General features: G+C 60.4%; 14 protein-coding genes. 8 read left to right on the plus strand and 6 right to left on the minus strand.

Going from position 1 to position 16,293, the window contains the following annotated elements:
- Positions 1-127 precede the first annotated feature (127 nt).
- The 4 genes from IEY47_RS06860 to IEY47_RS06875 all read left to right on the plus strand — a co-directional run bounded on the left by IEY47_RS06860 (position 128) and on the right by IEY47_RS06875 (position 4,236).
- Positions 128-1,234: a Gfo/Idh/MocA family protein gene (locus IEY47_RS06860; RefSeq protein ID WP_188982429.1), complete on the plus strand. Its 1,107-nt coding sequence runs from the start codon at positions 128-130 to the stop codon at positions 1,232-1,234.
- An 81-nt stretch (positions 1,235-1,315) separates the two neighbouring features.
- Positions 1,316-1,702 carry a hypothetical protein gene (locus tag IEY47_RS06865; protein WP_188982430.1) on the plus strand — a complete coding sequence of 129 codons (387 nt, stop codon included), beginning with the start codon at positions 1,316-1,318 and terminating at the stop codon, positions 1,700-1,702.
- A 207-nt stretch (positions 1,703-1,909) separates the two neighbouring features.
- Positions 1,910-2,272: a CopM family metallochaperone gene (copM, locus tag IEY47_RS06870; protein WP_188982431.1), complete on the plus strand. Its 363-nt coding sequence runs from the start codon at positions 1,910-1,912 to the stop codon at positions 2,270-2,272.
- A gap of 383 nt (positions 2,273-2,655) precedes the next feature.
- A complete protein-coding gene (locus IEY47_RS06875) occupies positions 2,656-4,236 on the plus strand; it encodes a glycoside hydrolase family 5 protein (protein WP_188982432.1) in 1,581 nt (526 codons plus the stop codon).
- 51 nt (positions 4,237-4,287) lie between these two features.
- On the opposite strand, the gene IEY47_RS06880 is transcribed toward IEY47_RS06875, so the two are convergent.
- A complete protein-coding gene (locus IEY47_RS06880) occupies positions 4,288-5,190 on the minus strand; it encodes a LysR family transcriptional regulator (protein WP_188982433.1) in 903 nt (300 codons plus the stop codon).
- A gap of 99 nt (positions 5,191-5,289) precedes the next feature.
- On the opposite strand from IEY47_RS06880, the gene IEY47_RS06885 reads away from it, so the two are divergent.
- The 4 genes from IEY47_RS06885 (at position 5,290) to IEY47_RS06900 (ending at position 10,142) form a co-directional block, all read left to right on the plus strand.
- Positions 5,290-6,279, plus strand: coding sequence for an aldo/keto reductase (locus tag IEY47_RS06885; RefSeq protein WP_188982434.1), 990 nt, complete (start codon positions 5,290-5,292; stop codon positions 6,277-6,279).
- A gap of 135 nt (positions 6,280-6,414) precedes the next feature.
- The gene (locus tag IEY47_RS06890; RefSeq protein ID WP_188982435.1) at positions 6,415-7,368 is read left to right on the plus strand and encodes a ketopantoate reductase family protein; all 954 of its coding nucleotides are present in this window, start codon (positions 6,415-6,417) and stop codon (positions 7,366-7,368) included.
- Between the two features lie 5 nt (positions 7,369-7,373).
- Positions 7,374-8,519 (plus strand): lactonase family protein, encoded by a 1,146-nt coding sequence (locus tag IEY47_RS06895; RefSeq protein WP_188982436.1) that lies wholly within the window; start codon positions 7,374-7,376, stop codon positions 8,517-8,519.
- A gap of 165 nt (positions 8,520-8,684) precedes the next feature.
- Positions 8,685-10,142 (plus strand): SulP family inorganic anion transporter, encoded by a 1,458-nt coding sequence (locus tag IEY47_RS06900; protein ID WP_188982437.1) that lies wholly within the window; start codon positions 8,685-8,687, stop codon positions 10,140-10,142.
- On the opposite strand, the gene IEY47_RS06905 is transcribed toward IEY47_RS06900, so the two are convergent.
- The 5 genes from IEY47_RS06905 to IEY47_RS06925 form a co-directional block, all read right to left on the minus strand.
- Positions 10,124-10,909 carry a sulfite exporter TauE/SafE family protein gene (locus IEY47_RS06905; protein ID WP_188982932.1) on the minus strand — a complete coding sequence of 262 codons (786 nt, stop codon included), beginning with the start codon at positions 10,907-10,909 and terminating at the stop codon, positions 10,124-10,126. The two genes, IEY47_RS06900 and IEY47_RS06905, sit on opposite strands and share 19 nt — an antisense overlap.
- A gap of 96 nt (positions 10,910-11,005) precedes the next feature.
- Complete coding sequence (locus IEY47_RS06910; protein WP_188982438.1) at positions 11,006-12,259, minus strand: D-amino acid dehydrogenase; 1,254 nt, start codon at positions 12,257-12,259, stop codon at positions 11,006-11,008.
- Positions 12,259-13,704: an N-acyl-D-amino-acid deacylase family protein gene (locus IEY47_RS06915; RefSeq protein WP_188982439.1), complete on the minus strand. Its 1,446-nt coding sequence runs from the start codon at positions 13,702-13,704 to the stop codon at positions 12,259-12,261. The genes IEY47_RS06910 and IEY47_RS06915 overlap by 1 nt, the downstream gene beginning before the upstream one ends.
- 4 nt (positions 13,705-13,708) lie before the next feature.
- Positions 13,709-15,319 (minus strand): ABC transporter substrate-binding protein, encoded by a 1,611-nt coding sequence (locus IEY47_RS06920; RefSeq protein WP_188982440.1) that lies wholly within the window; start codon positions 15,317-15,319, stop codon positions 13,709-13,711.
- Between the two features lie 104 nt (positions 15,320-15,423).
- Positions 15,424-16,278 (minus strand): D-amino-acid transaminase, encoded by an 855-nt coding sequence (locus IEY47_RS06925; RefSeq protein WP_188982441.1) that lies wholly within the window; start codon positions 16,276-16,278, stop codon positions 15,424-15,426.
- Positions 16,279-16,293: the final 15 nt, after the last annotated feature.

Below are 16,293 nucleotides of genomic sequence, written 5' to 3' on the forward strand. Positions count from 1 at the left end.
TCCTCCCGCTCACCTCTCAAGATGAACTAACGCCCACAGTTTCTGGCCCGTAAATAAAGGCCGGAGAAAATCTGGCACGGATCAACATTCACGCGTTGCATAGGCTTCGCATGACCGGGAGGCAGAAATGGCAGAAGAAAAACGTAAGATTCGGTACGCCGTCGTCGCGGGCGGATGGATTTCCCAAGGCGCATTCATGCCGGGTATCGGGCAGACCGACAACTCGGTCATGACCGCTTTGGTCACAGGCGATCCGAAGAAAGGTGATGAGCTTGCTAGCCGCTATGGGCTCAAAAGCTACACCTACGAAGAGTTTCCGCAACTGCTCGCCTCGGGCGAGATCGATGCGATCTACCTTGCCACACCGAACTTTCGCCATCGTGAATTCGCTGAGCCAGCGTTGGAAGCCGGCATTCACGTACTGCTGGAAAAACCGATGGCGACCAGCGAAGAGGACTGCATCGCCATTACCGAAGCCGCCAACCGCTCCGGTGCGAAATTGATGATCGCCTACCGACTGCATTTCGAGCCGGGAACAGTAGAGATGGTCAGCCGCATCGGCGAAGGCCATATCGGTGATCCACGTGTCTTCAATGCCACCTTCACGCAGATGACCAAGGCATCCAATCACCGAATGAAAAACGGCTTTTGGGCCGGCCCAGTGGCGGACATGGGGCCCTATCCCATCAACGCCGCGCGCAGCCTGTTCGGCGAGGAGCCCATCGAGGTCTATGCCGTGGCCACGCAGACGCCGGGCGAGCACATCGATACGCCTGACACCGTCAACGTCACCTTGCGCTTTCCTGGCGAGCGCATGGCGACCTTCATCGTCAGCTATGCATTGCCTGGCACCCAGCATCTGCAGATCGTCGGTACCAAAGGCGCGTTCGCGGCGTCGCCCTGCTTCGGTTTTGGCGAAGGCGTCGCCATCCGCTATAGCGCCACCATCGACGGCGAAACTACTGAGCATGAGCATCCCGTCGTCGATCAGTTCGGCGGGCAAACGCAGTACTTCTCCGACTGTATTCTGCAAGACCGCGATCCTGAGCCTGACGGTGACGAGGGCTGGCGCGACGTGCGCGTAATCGCAGCGGTCGAACGCTGTCTGAAAACCAACACGCCGCAAAAGCTTCCGCCGCTACCAAAGCGCCCAGGCATCAATTCCGAGCAGGCGCGCCGGCTGCCACTGGCGGAAGTACCGCCCTACATCAATACCGAAGAACCCAACGCCTGACGGGCGCGGTAAGCCGGGTGCTCCCGGCTTACCGCGTTTATATGGGATGCTTCGCGTCACATCCCCTTTCAGGTACCACCCATGCCCGCTCCTCTCGATCGCGCCACCCTCCTCGCCCACCCCGACGCACTGGAATGCACGGTCTACCGCCCCGACCCGAACGACGCCGACGACGAAATCGACCTAGGCGACGCATTGATCGTACTCGGCGAGCCCTTCGCGATACCCGTTGAATGGGACGCGAATGATCTTGAAGCGTACCTAGGCGACGGCGACGAGGCGGATTTTTATAATGCCTGGCTGGAACCCACGTCAGCACCGGGAAGCCGCGGACATTTCTCGGCGTTGCCGGGTGACTACGTCGCTGCCACGGCGAGCGACGGGCTGATCACCATGTACGCCATTCACGATTGCCCCGACACCGCCGCCAATCTCTTCATTGTCCAGCAACAGCGCATCGAGCTTTGAAAACCATTGTTACGGTGTGCGCGCGTGACTGGGTTGACCTTCCCTCGATGGGAAGGCGCAGCGTACGGCGCTTACCTGCCGTAAACGCCTCAGCCGCCTTCGTCCTGACCTCCTCCGCGCCTGCACGCTGCGCGCGCTGTTCGGCCCGGGAAAGGCAGCGCGGTCGGGAATAAGTCGAACATCGTTAACCACGCCGGAGATTCCGTGATGAACAAGATATCCATGCTTGGCGCAGCCCTTCTGGTCATTGGCACATCCGCTTTTGCCAACGACGCTCACACAGGACACGGAGGTGAAGCAGCCGCAGCGCCAGCGCCCGCGAACAAGGCCTACATGGATTCGATGCAGACCATGCACGACGATATGCACGAAGGCATCATGGCAAAAGACCCAGACGTGGCCTTCGCCGCCGGCATGCTTGCCCACCACGAAGGCGCCGTGGAAATGGCCAGGATTCAACTCGAGCATGGAAAGGACGAAGAGATGCGCGCGCTGGCCAAAGCAGTCATCGCGGCGCAAGAAAAGGAAATTACGCAACTGCGCCAATGGCTAGCCAAGCATCGCCCGTAAGACGTGCCAAATTAGCGGCAACGAAGCGGGCTTGAATTCCCTGCATATTGATGATCCTGCTCGAGATCCAGAAAAACGCCATGTTCTTGGCGTTTTTCCTTATAACTCAAATTATTATTTTGCTGCTATTTAGCAGTTAAAACCTTCGAATTTGCCATAACCGCCTCCCATGCACGGTGAATTTGCCAGTATTTTGCTATCAAATTATACCGTTCATCGCGCTTGTTCTCCTCTGGCCTGTCACTTGCAAAGTATCCCGCAAGCGCAAACATTGCGCTGGCATTAGTTGGGCCTAGCCCATAAATACACGCGAGCAAAGTTCTCCTCCCCAAACAATAGAAGTTTAGGGGGATGAACTTGAATATACAGATGATGAGGCCAGTATGTCCTTTGCTAACACTCTTTCATTAGGAAACTCTTCTATACGCAATGGACGCGGTTACAAACGTTTCAGCTCTTTGGTTGCCTCTGCAGCACTGCTCTGCGGCCTGGCAGGTGCACCCTTCAGCCAAGCGAGCGCTGCAGGTCTTGACATGGTCGGCGTCAACCTCGCCGGTGCGGAATTCACCTCAGGCGCATTGCCTGGGAAAGAAGGTACAAACTTCTTCTTCCCGACTGAAGCAAACTTTAAAACATGGACTTCGAAAGGCGTTAAGTTAATTCGCTTCCCTATTCTTTGGGAACGCCTTCAACCGAAGTTAGGCGGTGATTTCGATCCGACCTATGCAGCCTTTATCGATAAAACATTCGATTATGCTGAAAAATATAACGCCAAACTTATTCTCGATGTACACAACTATCAGCGCTACCGCGATGTAGTTATTGGTACTGGCAACGTTAGTTATGCCAATTACCGTGACCTGATTCGCCGAATCGCATTGCGCTGGAGCCCCGAGCGTTCGCTCTACGCCTACGACATCATGAACGAACCTCACGATGCGGACGCACAATGGCCTATCGCTGCTCAGCACGGGATCGATGCCATCCGCGAAATCGATCGGGTGAAGCCGATCATGATCGAAGGTAACTCATGGGCGGGCGCTACTCAGTGGCCCTCGTACAACAAGGCGCTGCTGAACCTGAAGGACCCTGCTGACAACCTGATCTTCCAGGCCCACCTTTACTTCGATGGCAGCGACGGTGGTAGCTACAAGAAATTCGACGTAACGACCGTTAAGGCAGACTACGGCGTCGAGCGTGTGAAGCCATTCGTGAAATGGCTACAGGACAACGGCAAGAAAGGCTTCATCGGCGAGTTCGGCGTACCGGGTGATGATCCGCGCTGGTTCCCGATTATGGAAGGCATGCTTGCCTACCTCAAAGACCATTGCATCCCGGCAACCTACTGGGCGGCGGGACGTGCGTGGGGTAACTACCGGCTCTCCATCGAGCCAAAGGGTGGAGTGGATCGCCCGCAGTGGCCGATTCTGAAGAAGTACCTGACCAACTCGAGCTGCTCTGCGATCGGTCCGAAGTCAACGAAGCCGGCGACCACCACACCGCCTGCGGCAAACACGACAACGAAGCCGACCACGCCGACCACGCCGACCCCTACGACGCCTACGACCACGCCAGCAAAACCGGCAACGCCAGCGCCCACCACGCCGACCACTCCAGCACCGACGACACCGTCGACTGGCTCTAACACCGGCTCAGGTAGCAATACGGGCAACACCGGCACCAGCAAAGCGGTCGAGTCGTCCATCAACAACTTCACCGACAGCAACTGGAACAAAGGAATCGCGAAGAAGATGTCCGGCTTCACGATCCCCAAAACCTCTGCGAGTGCAGCAGCATTCAAGGTGGGCGCATCTGTGAAGATGGCTAACGGTCAGGTCTACAAGATTGGTTCGGTCTACAGCGTCGGCAATAACATGTCGGTTTACCTCAACGGTCCGATCCTGGACGGTGCGGCTGTAGGTCATCCGAAGAAAGTCACCCTGTTCACCGCTGCAACGAAGTAAGGCAAATAACAACATCTGAAGGTCGCTTAGGCGGCCTTCTTTTTTTGGGCTTCATTCGTCGTTGACGGTACCGAAGGTTTCGCTCACCCACTCCACGAAGACCCTCACCCGCTCCGACAACCGTCTATGCGGCGAATAGGCCACGGACAAGGGCAACGCGGGCGGCGGCCAGTCAGTGAGTACCTCACACAGTTTGCCTTCCGCCAATTGCTGCGCCACGTGGTAACGCGGCGGTTGGGCCAGGCCGAACCCGGCAGCGCACAAGGCGACGTAAGCCGCAGAGCCATTGGCGCTGATGGCGACGGATAACGTTTTCAGCGTCACCGTTCCTTCGCAAGTGAATTCCAACGGAAAGGCTCGGCCATCCACCGAGGACAGATACGCCACCATCCGGTGCCGGGCGAGATCATCAAGGTTTTCCGGGCGGCCATAGCGGCGCAAGTAATCCGGGCTGGCGCAGGTCACTTGCGGCAGAGGGGCCAGGGGCCGCACCACCAAGCCTTCGTCGACGACATCGCCTCCCCGAATGACGCAATCCACACCGTCTCGCAGCAAATCGGTCGTTTTGTCGCTGCTGCTGATCACCAGTTCGATCTCAGGGTAACGCTGCTGAAAATCGGGTAACCGCGGCAGGATTGCGAGTGCGCCCAGCGAACTCGGCATGTCTACCTTCAACTTCCCGCTTGGTCGGCGCCGCTCGTTGCAAAAAAGCGATTCCGCATCCTCGAGGTCGGCCAGCAGCGCGAGACAGCGCTCGTAAAACAGCTCGCCATCCGCGGTTGGGCTCACATGTCGCGTGGTCCGACGCAAAAGTTGAGCCCCCAGATGCGACTCCAGTTGTCGCAACAGCGTGCTGGCCATGGCGCCGGACATGTTCAAGTCATTGGCCGCTCTCGAGAAGCTGCGCTGCTCGACAATCCGTACGAACAGTGCCATAGCGTTCAGACGATCCATTATTCATCCATGCCTAATTAAGCTTTTAGTATCGGCACATTTATCCATTCTGGCTTAGCAATGACAATGGCTCTTCTTTCACTAAGCAGGAGCCACACCATGATCACACGTCGAATGGGCCACGCTGGCCCACAGGTCTCAGCGATCGGCTTGGGCTGCATGGGCATGTCGGATTTCTATGAAGGACGCGACGAAAACGAAGCCATCGCTACCTTGCACCACGCGCTCGATTGCGGGCTAAACCTGCTCGACACCGCCGACATGTACGGTCCCTACACGAACGAGACCCTAATCGGCCGGGCCATCCGCGGGCGGCGTGCGGATGCATTCATTGCCACCAAGTTCGGCATCCTGCGGGGCGCCGATCCAACCCAGCGCGGAACCGATGGTCGGCCCGAGCACGTTCGCGCCAGTGTCGAAGGCAGCCTGCAACGCCTTGGTGTCGATTATCTCGATCTCTATTACCTGCACCGCGTGGACCCCGACGTGCCCATCGAAGACACCGTCGGGGCCATGGCAGACCTGGTACGACAAGGCAAGGTACGGCTATTGGGCCTGAGCGAGGCCTCTGCCGAAACCCTCGCCCGCGCCCACGCCGTGCATCCCATCAGCGCATTGCAAAGCGAGTATTCGCTGTGGACGCGAGATCCGGAAACCAATGGGACGTTGGCAATCTGCCGCGAGCTGGGCGTGACTTTCGTGCCATACAGCCCGTTAGGCCGCGGGTTCCTGACCGGAACGTTCGCCTCGCGCGACGACCTTGCCGAAGGAGACTATCGATTGTCCACGCCGCGCTTCCAGCAAGGAAATTTCGAGCGCAACCTGCGGCTCGTCGAAGGCGTTCGTGAACTGGCCCGCGCACGCGAGGTGACGCCCGCACAGCTCGCGCTCGCCTGGGTGTTGGCGCAAGGCGACAATATCGTGCCGATCCCCGGGACCAAGCGCCGTCGCTATCTTGACGAAAACCTCGAGGCACTAACGCTGACCTTGTCGCCCGCGGAGCTGGCTCGGCTCGATGAGTTGTTCCAACGCAATAGCGTCGCCGGCCAACGTTATCCGTCCGCGGTAATGGGCATGCTCGAACGCTGACTCGGGCGTTCGTAGCCAAGCATTGCGTGGCCCATTGGCCAGGGCGTCTCGCTCGGGGGTGGGTGGATAAGGCTATTGACCTGCACGCAACGTCGCCCCTATACCTGCCTTTTCAACCAGCGACGAGGCAGACGAATGAGACTGTTGATAGTAGGTGCAGGCGCGACCGGCGCGTTCTTCGGCGCACGTTTGGCGCAGGCGGGTCGCGACGTTTCGTTTCTCGTTCGCCCCGCACGCGCGGAGCAGATACGCAAGGACGGTTTGCGGATCCTGAGCCCCCATGGCGACTTTACCCAGGCAGCAACGGTGCTAACGCGGGACCAACTGACAGCGCCGTTCAATGCCGTACTCGTGACCGTCAAGGCCTACGCGCTCGACCAGGCGTTGGACGACATGGCGCCTGCGGTTGGCCCCAATACCTTGCTGCTATCGACACTGAACGGCATGAAGCACCTGGATCGCATGGCCGAACGGTTCTCACCGGCACACGTCGGTGGTTGCGTCTGCAAGATCGAATCGACCGTCGATGACCAAGGGCGCATCGTGCAGTTCAGCAAGATAAACGACATGATCTACGGCGAGCTCGATGGGCAGGATTCCGAGCGTATTCGGCGCTTGGATGCCGTGATGCAAGGAGCCGGTTTCGATGCTCGACTGTCCAAAGACATCCGCCGGACACTCTGGGAAAAATGGACCCTGCTCGCCAGCCTCGGGAGTATCAATTGCCTGGGCCGAGGCACGATCGGTGAAGTGGTGAATACGACAGGCGGGCTCGAATTGATCGAGCACATCCTGTCCGAAGTGGTTTCGAGCGTTCGCGCCAACGGCGGCGAACTGGACGACGCCTATGTCCAGAGCATCCAGCGGATGTTGACCAATCCCAACTCAAAGCAGACCAGTTCGATGTACCGCGACCTTCAAGCCGGGAGTGCGGTCGAAGCTGAGCAGATCGTGGGTGACCTGGTGGCACGTGCGCATGACAAGGGCGTCGCCGTCCCGCTGCTGCAAGCGGCGTACACCCAGTTGCAGGTCCACCAGAACCGACTTCGCCCGCGATCCGCTGCCCCCACCCCGCTCGCCAAGGATTAAGCCCAATGCCCAACGTCCACGTCCCGAGCGCCGCTGCCGCAGCGCTGTTCACGCTTCAGGCCCATGCGGCCCATGTCTATGTATCGAGCCCCGGCGATGGCGATATCACGCAATATCGGTTGGACGAACGTACCGGCGCGCTGACACGGATCGAGCGCTTCCATGCCGGCGACAGCGCCGGGGCGATGGCGCTATCGCCGGACGGATCGACGCTGTTCGCGGCAACGCGAGGCGATGCGGGCAACGCGGTCGCCCCCTTCCGCATCGATGCAGAAAGTGGCGCGCTGGCAGCGATGCGCACCGCGCGGCTGGCCGATCGCATGTCCTACCTTTCCCTCGATCGTTCCGGCCGTCACCTGATGGGCGCCTCCTATGGCGGCGGACTGGTCAGCGTGCAACCCGTTCAACCCGATGGACAACCACTGGACACGGCGACCACGTATGACACCGGGCCGAACACGCACTCCGTGCTCAACGACCCGAGCGGCCGTTTCACCTACGCCGCCGTGCTGGGTGCCGACCGTATCGCCCAATTCCGTCAGGACCCGCACACCGGCGACTTCTCTGCCATCGATAAGGGATACATCGAGACGCCACCGGGGATCGGCCCGCGGCACTTGGCCTTCTCGCCAGATGGCCGCTTTCTCTACGTGGCCGGTGAGCTCACCGGAACGGTGGTTGGCTATACCGTCGATCCCGACACAGGCGAATTGACCGAAATTACGCGCGCCGAAGGCATTCCCGCGCGTCTTGGTTTGCAACCCGGGGTCATACGGGGCGCGGAACCGATACCCGACGACCTCGCACCGAAGCTGATCTGGGTCGCCGATATTCGCGTCACACCGGACGGCACTTTGCTGTACATCAGCGAACGCACCACCAGCGCCGTTTCGGCTTTTCGTATCGATCCTGAAAATGGCGCCCTGCGCTATCTCGAAACCTATCCGGTAAACGAAACCCAACCACGCAACATTGCGATCGCACCCAGCGGCCAGTGGCTGCTGGTGAGTGGGGAGAAAAGCGCCGTCATCGGCAGCTACCGCATCGCAGCCGATGGCTCCATCGAGCGCGTCAGCGAAGCCCCCGCTGGCAAGGGCGCACTCTGGATCGAAACGCGCCCTGCACCAGAGCAAGATCAAGCAAGCGACTGAGGAACGCCACACCTGCACGTGCGACGACGAGCCGCCTACGGCGGATCAATCGAGGTGGCGCGCGTGCGGGGTATTACTTAATATTTCGCCCTTCCCGTTCATTCGTGATCGCTCGTCGGCCGCGCGCCGTATCGAGCTCGCCGCCGTATCCGCCACAGGACCCTAATGAAAACCGCCCGTCTGCGTGCCGACGTTCTTGCCGGCCTTACCTCGTCGTTCGCTCTCGTCCCGGAATGCATCGCCTTTGCGCTCGTCGCCCAACTGAACCCGCTGATGGGCCTATACGGCGCGTTCTTCATTTGCCTCATCACCGCCCTCTTCGGCGGGCGCCCAGGCATGATTTCAGGCGCGGCGGGCTCGATGGCCGTCGTGATCGTGGCACTGGTCGTTCAGCACGGCGTGCAGTATTTCCTCGCAACCGTATTGCTCGGCGGCGTACTGATGACGCTGTTCGGCGTGCTGCGGCTGGGCAAACTCGTGCGCATGGTGCCGCACCCGGTGATGCTCGGTTTCGTCAACGGTCTGGCCATCGTCATCGCCATGGCTCAGCTGGAGCATTTCAAAGACGGTGAGGCCTGGCTCAGCGGCACGCCGCTCAACGTCATGGTGGCGCTGGTGTTGCTGACGATGGCCATCGTGTACCTGCTGCCTAAACTGACGCGCAGCGTTCCACCGGCACTGGTTGCGATCGTCGGCGTCGGGCTGCTCACCGGGCTCTTCGATCTACCGACCCACACCCTCGGCGATATGGCGAACATCGCCGGTGGGCTGCCCAGCCTGATATGGCCGGACATTCCGTGGAACCTCGAAACGCTGCGCATCATCCTGCCGTACGCCGTGCTCATGGCCATGGTTGGGCTGCTGGAAACGCTGTTGACCTTGAACCTGACCGACGAAATCACCGAGACCCGCGGTCACGCGAACCGGGAATGCATCGCGCTAGGCGCAGCGAACATCGCGTCGGGCCTGTTTGGCGGCATGGGCGGTTGCGCGATGATCGGCCAAACCATGATCAACCTGAGTTCGGGCGGGCGCACGCGGGTGTCCGGCGTGGTCAGCGGCGTGATGATTCTTCTGTTCGTGCTGTTTCTCTCGCCGCTGATCGAACGTATCCCGTTGGCGGCGTTGGTAGGCGTGATGTTCGTGGTCGCCCAGCAAACGTTCGCCTGGGCCTCGCTGCGGGTCATTACCAAAGTGCCGAAGAACGACGTGTTCGTGATCGTCGCGGTCACGATCATCACCGTCTTCACGGACCTTGCGACGGCCGTCATGTGCGGCATCGTCATCGCTGCTCTGAATTTCGCCTGGCAGCACGCGCGTGACCTGTATGTCGAAGTACGCGAAGAAGACCTGGGCAAGGTGTACCGCCCACGCGGCACCTTGTTCTTCGCATCGACGACGCGCTTTCTGGAAACCTTCGAGCCGGCGACCGATCCTGAGGTGGTGACGCTGGATTGCAGCCACTTGAGCTTCGTCGACTACTCGGCGATTGCCGCGTTGAAGACGCTACGCGATCGCTACGACAAGGCAGGCAAGCATCTGCGCGTGGTGCATCTGTCCAACCGCTGCAAGCAGCTGTTGAAGCGGGAAGGCTCGACGGCGGTTCACAGCACCAGCTTGTAGCCGATCACCAGGAGCATCAAGGCAAGGCATGGACGCAGTAGGTCGTCAGAGACGCGTCCCGACAGGTGACTGCCAAAATAGATGCCGGGCAGCGAGCCCATGAGCAGATAGGCGAGGATCGACCAATCCATATTGCCCATGCTGGCATGTCCAAGACCCGCGACGAGGGTCAATGGCACGGCATGGGCGATCTCGGTCCCCACTAGACGGCGCGTCAATAGCAACGGGTACAGCACGAACAGCGCGACCGTTCCCAGTGCACCGGCGCCGATCGAGGTCAGCGTCACCATCACACCCAGTACGACGCCGGTTACCACTGTCAGCGCATTGAGCGTCGTTGGTTTTACCGTGTAGCCCTCGCCCGCCTGCTTTCCCGCAAACGCCAATAGGCGTTTCTTGAAGAAGATCGCCAGCGCCGTGAGGACGAGCACGACGCCCAACGCATGCTTGATGACTGCGTTAGTCGCGTCCGGGCTGGAGTCCAGACTTTTGAGGAACAACAGGGTAAGCCCCGCCGCAGGCACGCTTCCCAGTGCAAGCCAGCCGGTAATCGCCCAATCGATGTTGCGGTTCTTCTGATGGACCCACACGCCACCGGCTTTGGTGATCGCGGCGTACAGCAAGTCAGTGCCAACCGCCGCTGCGGGGTTCACGCCGAACCAAAGCAGGATAGGCGTCATTAACGATCCACCGCCTACACCGGTCATGCCGACGATGAACCCTACCAGCAAACCCGCGACGATAAACGCTACTGCACCGACTTCCATCACTACCCCTGAACACCAATCGAAACGGGGCGCGAGCATAACGACTTTCAACCGCCGTTTTTATATCGATAACGAACTTGCTTATAACTACAGGGTTCACGCACCTGCCAGTGCGAATGGATGCCCCTCAACGGCGGGGGACTGCCCGAGCATCCGCGACGTCAGATGCTCCGCGCTGGCACAGGCCAGGGTAAACCCGAGTGCGCCATGACCGACATTGAGCCAGAGATTCTGAAATCGACCGGCACGATCGATGATCGGCTTGCTGCTCGCAGTGCTTGGCCGCAACCCTGCCCATGGCACCGCCGCGGTCAGGTCCAATCGCGGGAAGGTTTCCGCGACCTGGCGCTTGAGCAGCGCAATCCGCGTCGCATCGATCGAAGCGTCGCCTACGCCCATATCCACCATGGCCGCGATCCGCAGTCGATTTCCCAATGGGGCGAACACGATCTTGCGTGCAGCATCGGTCACGCTCAGCGCCGGCGATCGCATATCGTCCGCAGGCGTCGCGGTCAGGCTGTATCCGCGCAATGCGTACAGCGGCAGGTGGAGCCCGAGCGGGCGCGCGAGTCGCACGCTGTCCATTCCTGTTGCGATGACGTACGCATCCGCCTCCAACAGACCTTGGTCGGTGCGTATCCCATTCACCCGCGTACCGGATGCATCCATCGCGAGTACGTCAACGCCCAGACGACAATGAACATTGTCCCGCGCACGCAGTCTTGCCAGCAGGCCTTCGCAGAATGCACGGCAATCACCGGTGGCTTCGGATGGCGTATAGATTCCACCCGCGAGTTGATCGCTGATATCCGCCAACGCAGGCTCCAGCTCGAGGCATTGCTGCTGGTCGAGAACGTGCTGGTCGGCTCCCAACGTGCGCTGCATCTCTACCAACGGTCGCGCGGCAGACAACGCACTTGCGTTGCGATAGGCCACCAGCTTCCCGGTACGGCGTAGATCGAACGGGAATGGATGCTCATCTAAAAGTGTGTCCATCAGCGCCCGACTGCGCAAGGATAGGCTCATCATTTCGCCTATCGTCTGGCGAACCTTTAGCGACGTGCAGGCACGCAGAAACGCCAGACACCAGCGCCACTGCAAAGGGTCGAGCCGCGGGCGAAACCGTAGCGGCGAATCGGCCTTGAGCAGCCACTGTGGCAATTTCGGCAGTACGGCGGGGTCGGCCAGCGGCGCGACGTAGCTGTAACTGAGTTGCCCGCCGTTGGCGAAACTCGTTTCCTGAGCCACGTCGGCGTGCCGATCGACCAGCGTGACCTGCACGCCTTCACGCGCGAGATACCAGGCACTGGTCAACCCAATGACACCCGCGCCGATGACAACCACGTGCATCAGGCTGCTCTCCTGCTTTGGCGTTTCAGCAGGCGACCGCTGCGGCCCACCGAACGTCCGTGTTCGTAGGCCACTTCACCGTTGACCACGACCAGATCGATTCCTGGCGCCGTGCGCTGGGGGTCGGCGTAGGTGGCGACATCCTCGATCCGCGCCATATCCACCAATACAAGGTCGGCAAACGCGCCCGCGCGAATTTCGCCGCGATCTTGCAGACGAAAGCGCGATGCGGAAAGGCCGGTCATTTTGCGTACCGCTTCTGGCAAATCGAATAACCCGAGATCGCGGCAATAGTGGGCCAGCACCCGAGGAAAAGTGCCCCATAGCCGGGGATGAGGATTCGGGTCGCCCGGCAGCCCATCCGAGCCCACCATCGACAAGGGGTGGCCCAGGATCAGGCGCACATCGTCTTCACTCATCATGTGATAGATCGCCCCGGCCGGCCGTAAACGCTCGCAGGCTTCCAGGGCGGTGACATTCCATTCCTCGGCGATAGCGTCGAGGGTCTTGCGCGCCATCTCCGGGTGCGGCTCGGACCAGGTGATATAGATCGTCATACCGGGCTCGACCCGCCAGCCATCGAGGGTTGTCGAGCTGGCAGCATAGGGATAGCAATCGCAATTGCAGGGTTGCTGGCGCGCGGCGGCCTCCAGGGACGCCAACGCGAGCGGCGCCCTGCCCCAATTCCCGAGCCCGGCACACTTGAGATGAGAGATGACCAGATTCGCACGTGCCTTGCGCGCCGTATCGAATGACTCCGTCAGGGAATCCAGCAGGCCAGCATGCTCGTTGCGCATATGCGTGGTGTAGGTCGCGCCCTCACACCCGACGATATCGACGAGTTGCTGGACCTCTGCAGTCGGTGCTTGGCGCGCGTTGGTATAGGCCAATCCACTGCTGAGCCCGAGCGCCCCTTCATCCAGTGCCCGCTTGAGCTTTTCGCTCATATCGGCCAACTCGCCTGGGCTGGCCTCCCGATCGAAGCGGTCCATGACATTGGCGCGCAACGCCGTATGCCCAATCAAGGCCGCGACGTTGACACAGGGCTGCGCGGCTTCCACCGCAGCGACATAGTCACTGAAGGCGGGATAGACGAACGCCAGTCGATCGCCGAGCAGGTTCATCGGATCCGGCGGCGCGCCGGGCAGTGACACCGGTGACGCGCTGATACCGCAATTGCCGACGATGACGGTAGTCACTCCCTGGGAGATCTTCGGCAACATGTCCGGATGCCGAATGACATGGGTGTCGTCGTGGGTATGAACGTCGATGAACCCCGGCATCAGGCACCGCCCTTCGCCCTCTATGATCCGCCGGGCGGTGCTGCCGCCAAGGGCACCGATCGCGACGATGCGGTCGTCTACGACGGCGACATCCGCGACATAACTCGGCCCGCCCGTGCCATCGATGACCTGGACGCCCTTGAATAGAAGATCGGCAGTCATGACGTCACTCGCTCTTCTCGACATTCCAGAACACCGTGGACGGGCCTTTCATCAGGCCGGACAGCTGCCCGCTCCACGCCGAGACGTCCGAATACATGCCCAGCGGGACGTAGCTGACCTGAGACATAGCACGCTTCTGGATATCCACTGCGACCGCCTTCTGCTCCGCCTCACCGATCGAGGTGGCGAACTTCGTGCGCAGCGCATCCATTTCCGGGTCGGTGGGCCAGCCAAACCACGCTTTCTCCTTGCCGCCACCACCCAACATGGGATTCACGACGGGGTTCCAGATCGTCTCCGCGTTCCAGTAGGTGAAGAACAGATTCCAACCGCCCTTTGAGGGCTCCGCCGTACTGGCACGCTTGGAGACCAGCGTTTGCCAGTCCATTGGCTGCAGGTCGACGTTGAACCCGACCTTGCGTAACGCATCGGCCACGACCACAGGTTGTGGCGCCTGGCTCGGAACGTCGGTCGGCTGCATTATTACGACGGGCGTACCGTCGTATCCCGCCTTCTTCAACAGCGCGCGAGCCTCGTCCCCGTGCCCGCCTTCGAGCAAGGCGTCGCCACCCTCCTGGGTTTCCAGCTGCGTACCGCAACCAAACACCGAGGCGCATTTGCGGAAGTACTCGGGGTTGCCGACCAAAGCGTTCAGCACGTCTTCCTGATTCATCGCCAGCATCGCAGCGCGACGGATCTCTGGATTGTCGAACGGCGGATACAGGAAATTCATCCGCCCCCCGGTCATGTAGCCCAAGGAGCTGAGAATACCGGTCTTCAGTTCGGGGTTGGCTTCCACGACTGGCAAGAGGTCGATAGGCAGTTGCTCGATGAAATCGATGTCACCGGAAGACAGCGCGTTGATGGCGGTCATGCGGTCGGGCATGTTGATCCACTCGACGCGATCCACCTTCGCCACCTTGCCGCCCGAAGTACCACTCGCGGGCTCCTGCCGAGGCACGTAGTCGGCGAAGCGCTCATAGACGACGCGGTTGCCAGGATCGAACTCGCCCGCGTTGAAAACGAACGGGCCCGAGCCCGTGTAGTCGGTGATGGGTTTACCTTTGGGCAGGGTCGCGACACGCTCCGGCATCATGAAGGCGGCGACCGAAGACGGCTTCGCCAGCAGTTGCAGAACATACCCGTAAGGCTTGGCGAGCGTCAGCACGAGGGTTCGGTCGTCGGTCGCCTCCAGGCGCTGCACGTAATCCATCATCATCTGGCCGCCGACGTCGTAATCCGCCCAGCGTTTCAGCGATGCCAAGCAATCCTTGGCGGTGACCGGAGCACCATCGTGCCACTTCAGGCCCTCACGCAATGTGAAGGTATACGTGAGCTTGTCGTCGGACACAGTCCAATCCGCCATCTGCGGCTTCGGCTCGAAGTGCTCGTCCATGCCGATCAACGTGTCGTAGATCATGTAGCCATGGTTACGGGTGATCTGCGCGGTGGTGGCAATCGGGTCCAGGGCGCGCAGAGACGACGACATGACGGCATGCAGGGTCGTTTGTGCAGTGGCAGCGCAAGGTAATGCCAGTCCAGCGATAAAGCCAAGCGGTAATGCCAGGCGCGCGAGCGCACGGCGAGTATCGTGACGGAGCGGGAATGCAATCATGGCGTATCGATCCTTGTCGGTAAGTGTTCGGCAGGGTTCGAGAAAAACGCATCGGCCTACCGCTTCTGGAGGCGGTGTTTCCGAGTTCGTGGCGGGAACAGACCCTAATGGATCAAGTCATGCACACGATCGATATAGCGTTGGCGAAGCCGCTGGGTGATAGGTCCGGGAGAGCCATTGCCTATGGCGCGGCCATCGAGGTTCACCACCGGGTACACGAAGGAAGTCGAAGACGTGACAAAGGCCTCTGCGGCGGCGTACGCCTCTTCCAGGGTGAACGGTCTTTCTTCCAGGCGTAGCCCGTCGCGCTCGATCAGATCCAGCAATACCCCGCGGGTGATTCCTGGCAAAAGGGCCCGAGACAACTCGCGGGTGACCACCGCGCCGTCCCGGGTAACGATGAATGCGTTATTGGAACTGCCTTCAGTGACGGCGCCATCTCGCACCAACCAGGCATCATCGGCGCCCTCGGCCTTGGCCATTTCCTTGGCCATACAGGCATACAGCAATTGGGTCGTCTTGATGTCGCTGCGCTGCCAGCGCAGGTCGGGCACGCTGATGAGCGTTAGGCCCCGTTTCGCCAAGGGGCTATCGATCACCGCTTTCGCCTGCGTGTAGAGCACCAGCGTCTGCGGCGTATCGGTCGACGGGTAAAGGAAATTTCGATCCTGGGTACCGCGTGTGACCTGCAGGTACACCAGCCCTTCGCGCAAGGCGTTGTCTTCGATCAGATGATGGTGGATGCGCGCCAGGCCGTCCTCGTCGAGCGGCATCGTCATGCCAATCTCACCAAGGGAGCGACGCAAGCGTTGCATGTGCCCGGGGAAATCGATCAGTTGTCCGTCGATGACCGCAGTCACTTCATAGATGCCGTCACCGAACATGAAGCCCCGATCGAAGATCGATACCTTCGCATCCTGCTCGGCGACATAGTCGCCATTGAGATAGACAGTGCGCATGCTCAGCATTCCTTG

This window comes from Pseudomonas matsuisoli, assembly GCF_014647635.1.
Lineage (GTDB): Bacteria > Pseudomonadota > Gammaproteobacteria > Pseudomonadales > Pseudomonadaceae > Pseudomonas_P > Pseudomonas_P matsuisoli.

Excerpts from the sequence above, each read along its gene's own strand:
- IEY47_RS06895 (WP_188982436.1), top strand. The coding sequence starts at position 7,374 with ATGCCCAACGTCCACGTCCCGAGCGCCGCTGCCGCAGCGCTGTTCACG.
- IEY47_RS06900 (WP_188982437.1), top strand. The coding sequence starts at position 8,685 with ATGAAAACCGCCCGTCTGCGTGCCGACGTTCTTGCCGGCCTTACCTCG.
- IEY47_RS06865 (WP_188982430.1), top strand. The coding sequence starts at position 1,316 with ATGCCCGCTCCTCTCGATCGCGCCACCCTCCTCGCCCACCCCGACGCA.
- IEY47_RS06880 (WP_188982433.1), bottom strand. The coding sequence starts at position 5,190 with ATGGATCGTCTGAACGCTATGGCACTGTTCGTACGGATTGTCGAGCAG.
- IEY47_RS06915 (WP_188982439.1), bottom strand. The coding sequence starts at position 13,704 with ATGACTGCCGATCTTCTATTCAAGGGCGTCCAGGTCATCGATGGCACG.
- IEY47_RS06875 (WP_188982432.1), top strand. The coding sequence starts at position 2,656 with ATGTCCTTTGCTAACACTCTTTCATTAGGAAACTCTTCTATACGCAAT.
- IEY47_RS06860 (WP_188982429.1), top strand. The coding sequence starts at position 128 with ATGGCAGAAGAAAAACGTAAGATTCGGTACGCCGTCGTCGCGGGCGGA.
- IEY47_RS06905 (WP_188982932.1), bottom strand. The coding sequence starts at position 10,909 with ATGGAAGTCGGTGCAGTAGCGTTTATCGTCGCGGGTTTGCTGGTAGGG.
- copM (WP_188982431.1), top strand. The coding sequence starts at position 1,910 with ATGAACAAGATATCCATGCTTGGCGCAGCCCTTCTGGTCATTGGCACA.
- IEY47_RS06925 (WP_188982441.1), bottom strand. The coding sequence starts at position 16,278 with ATGCGCACTGTCTATCTCAATGGCGACTATGTCGCCGAGCAGGATGCG.
- IEY47_RS06885 (WP_188982434.1), top strand. The coding sequence starts at position 5,290 with ATGATCACACGTCGAATGGGCCACGCTGGCCCACAGGTCTCAGCGATC.
- IEY47_RS06910 (WP_188982438.1), bottom strand. The coding sequence starts at position 12,259 with ATGCACGTGGTTGTCATCGGCGCGGGTGTCATTGGGTTGACCAGTGCC.
- IEY47_RS06890 (WP_188982435.1), top strand. The coding sequence starts at position 6,415 with ATGAGACTGTTGATAGTAGGTGCAGGCGCGACCGGCGCGTTCTTCGGC.
- IEY47_RS06920 (WP_188982440.1), bottom strand. The coding sequence starts at position 15,319 with ATGATTGCATTCCCGCTCCGTCACGATACTCGCCGTGCGCTCGCGCGC.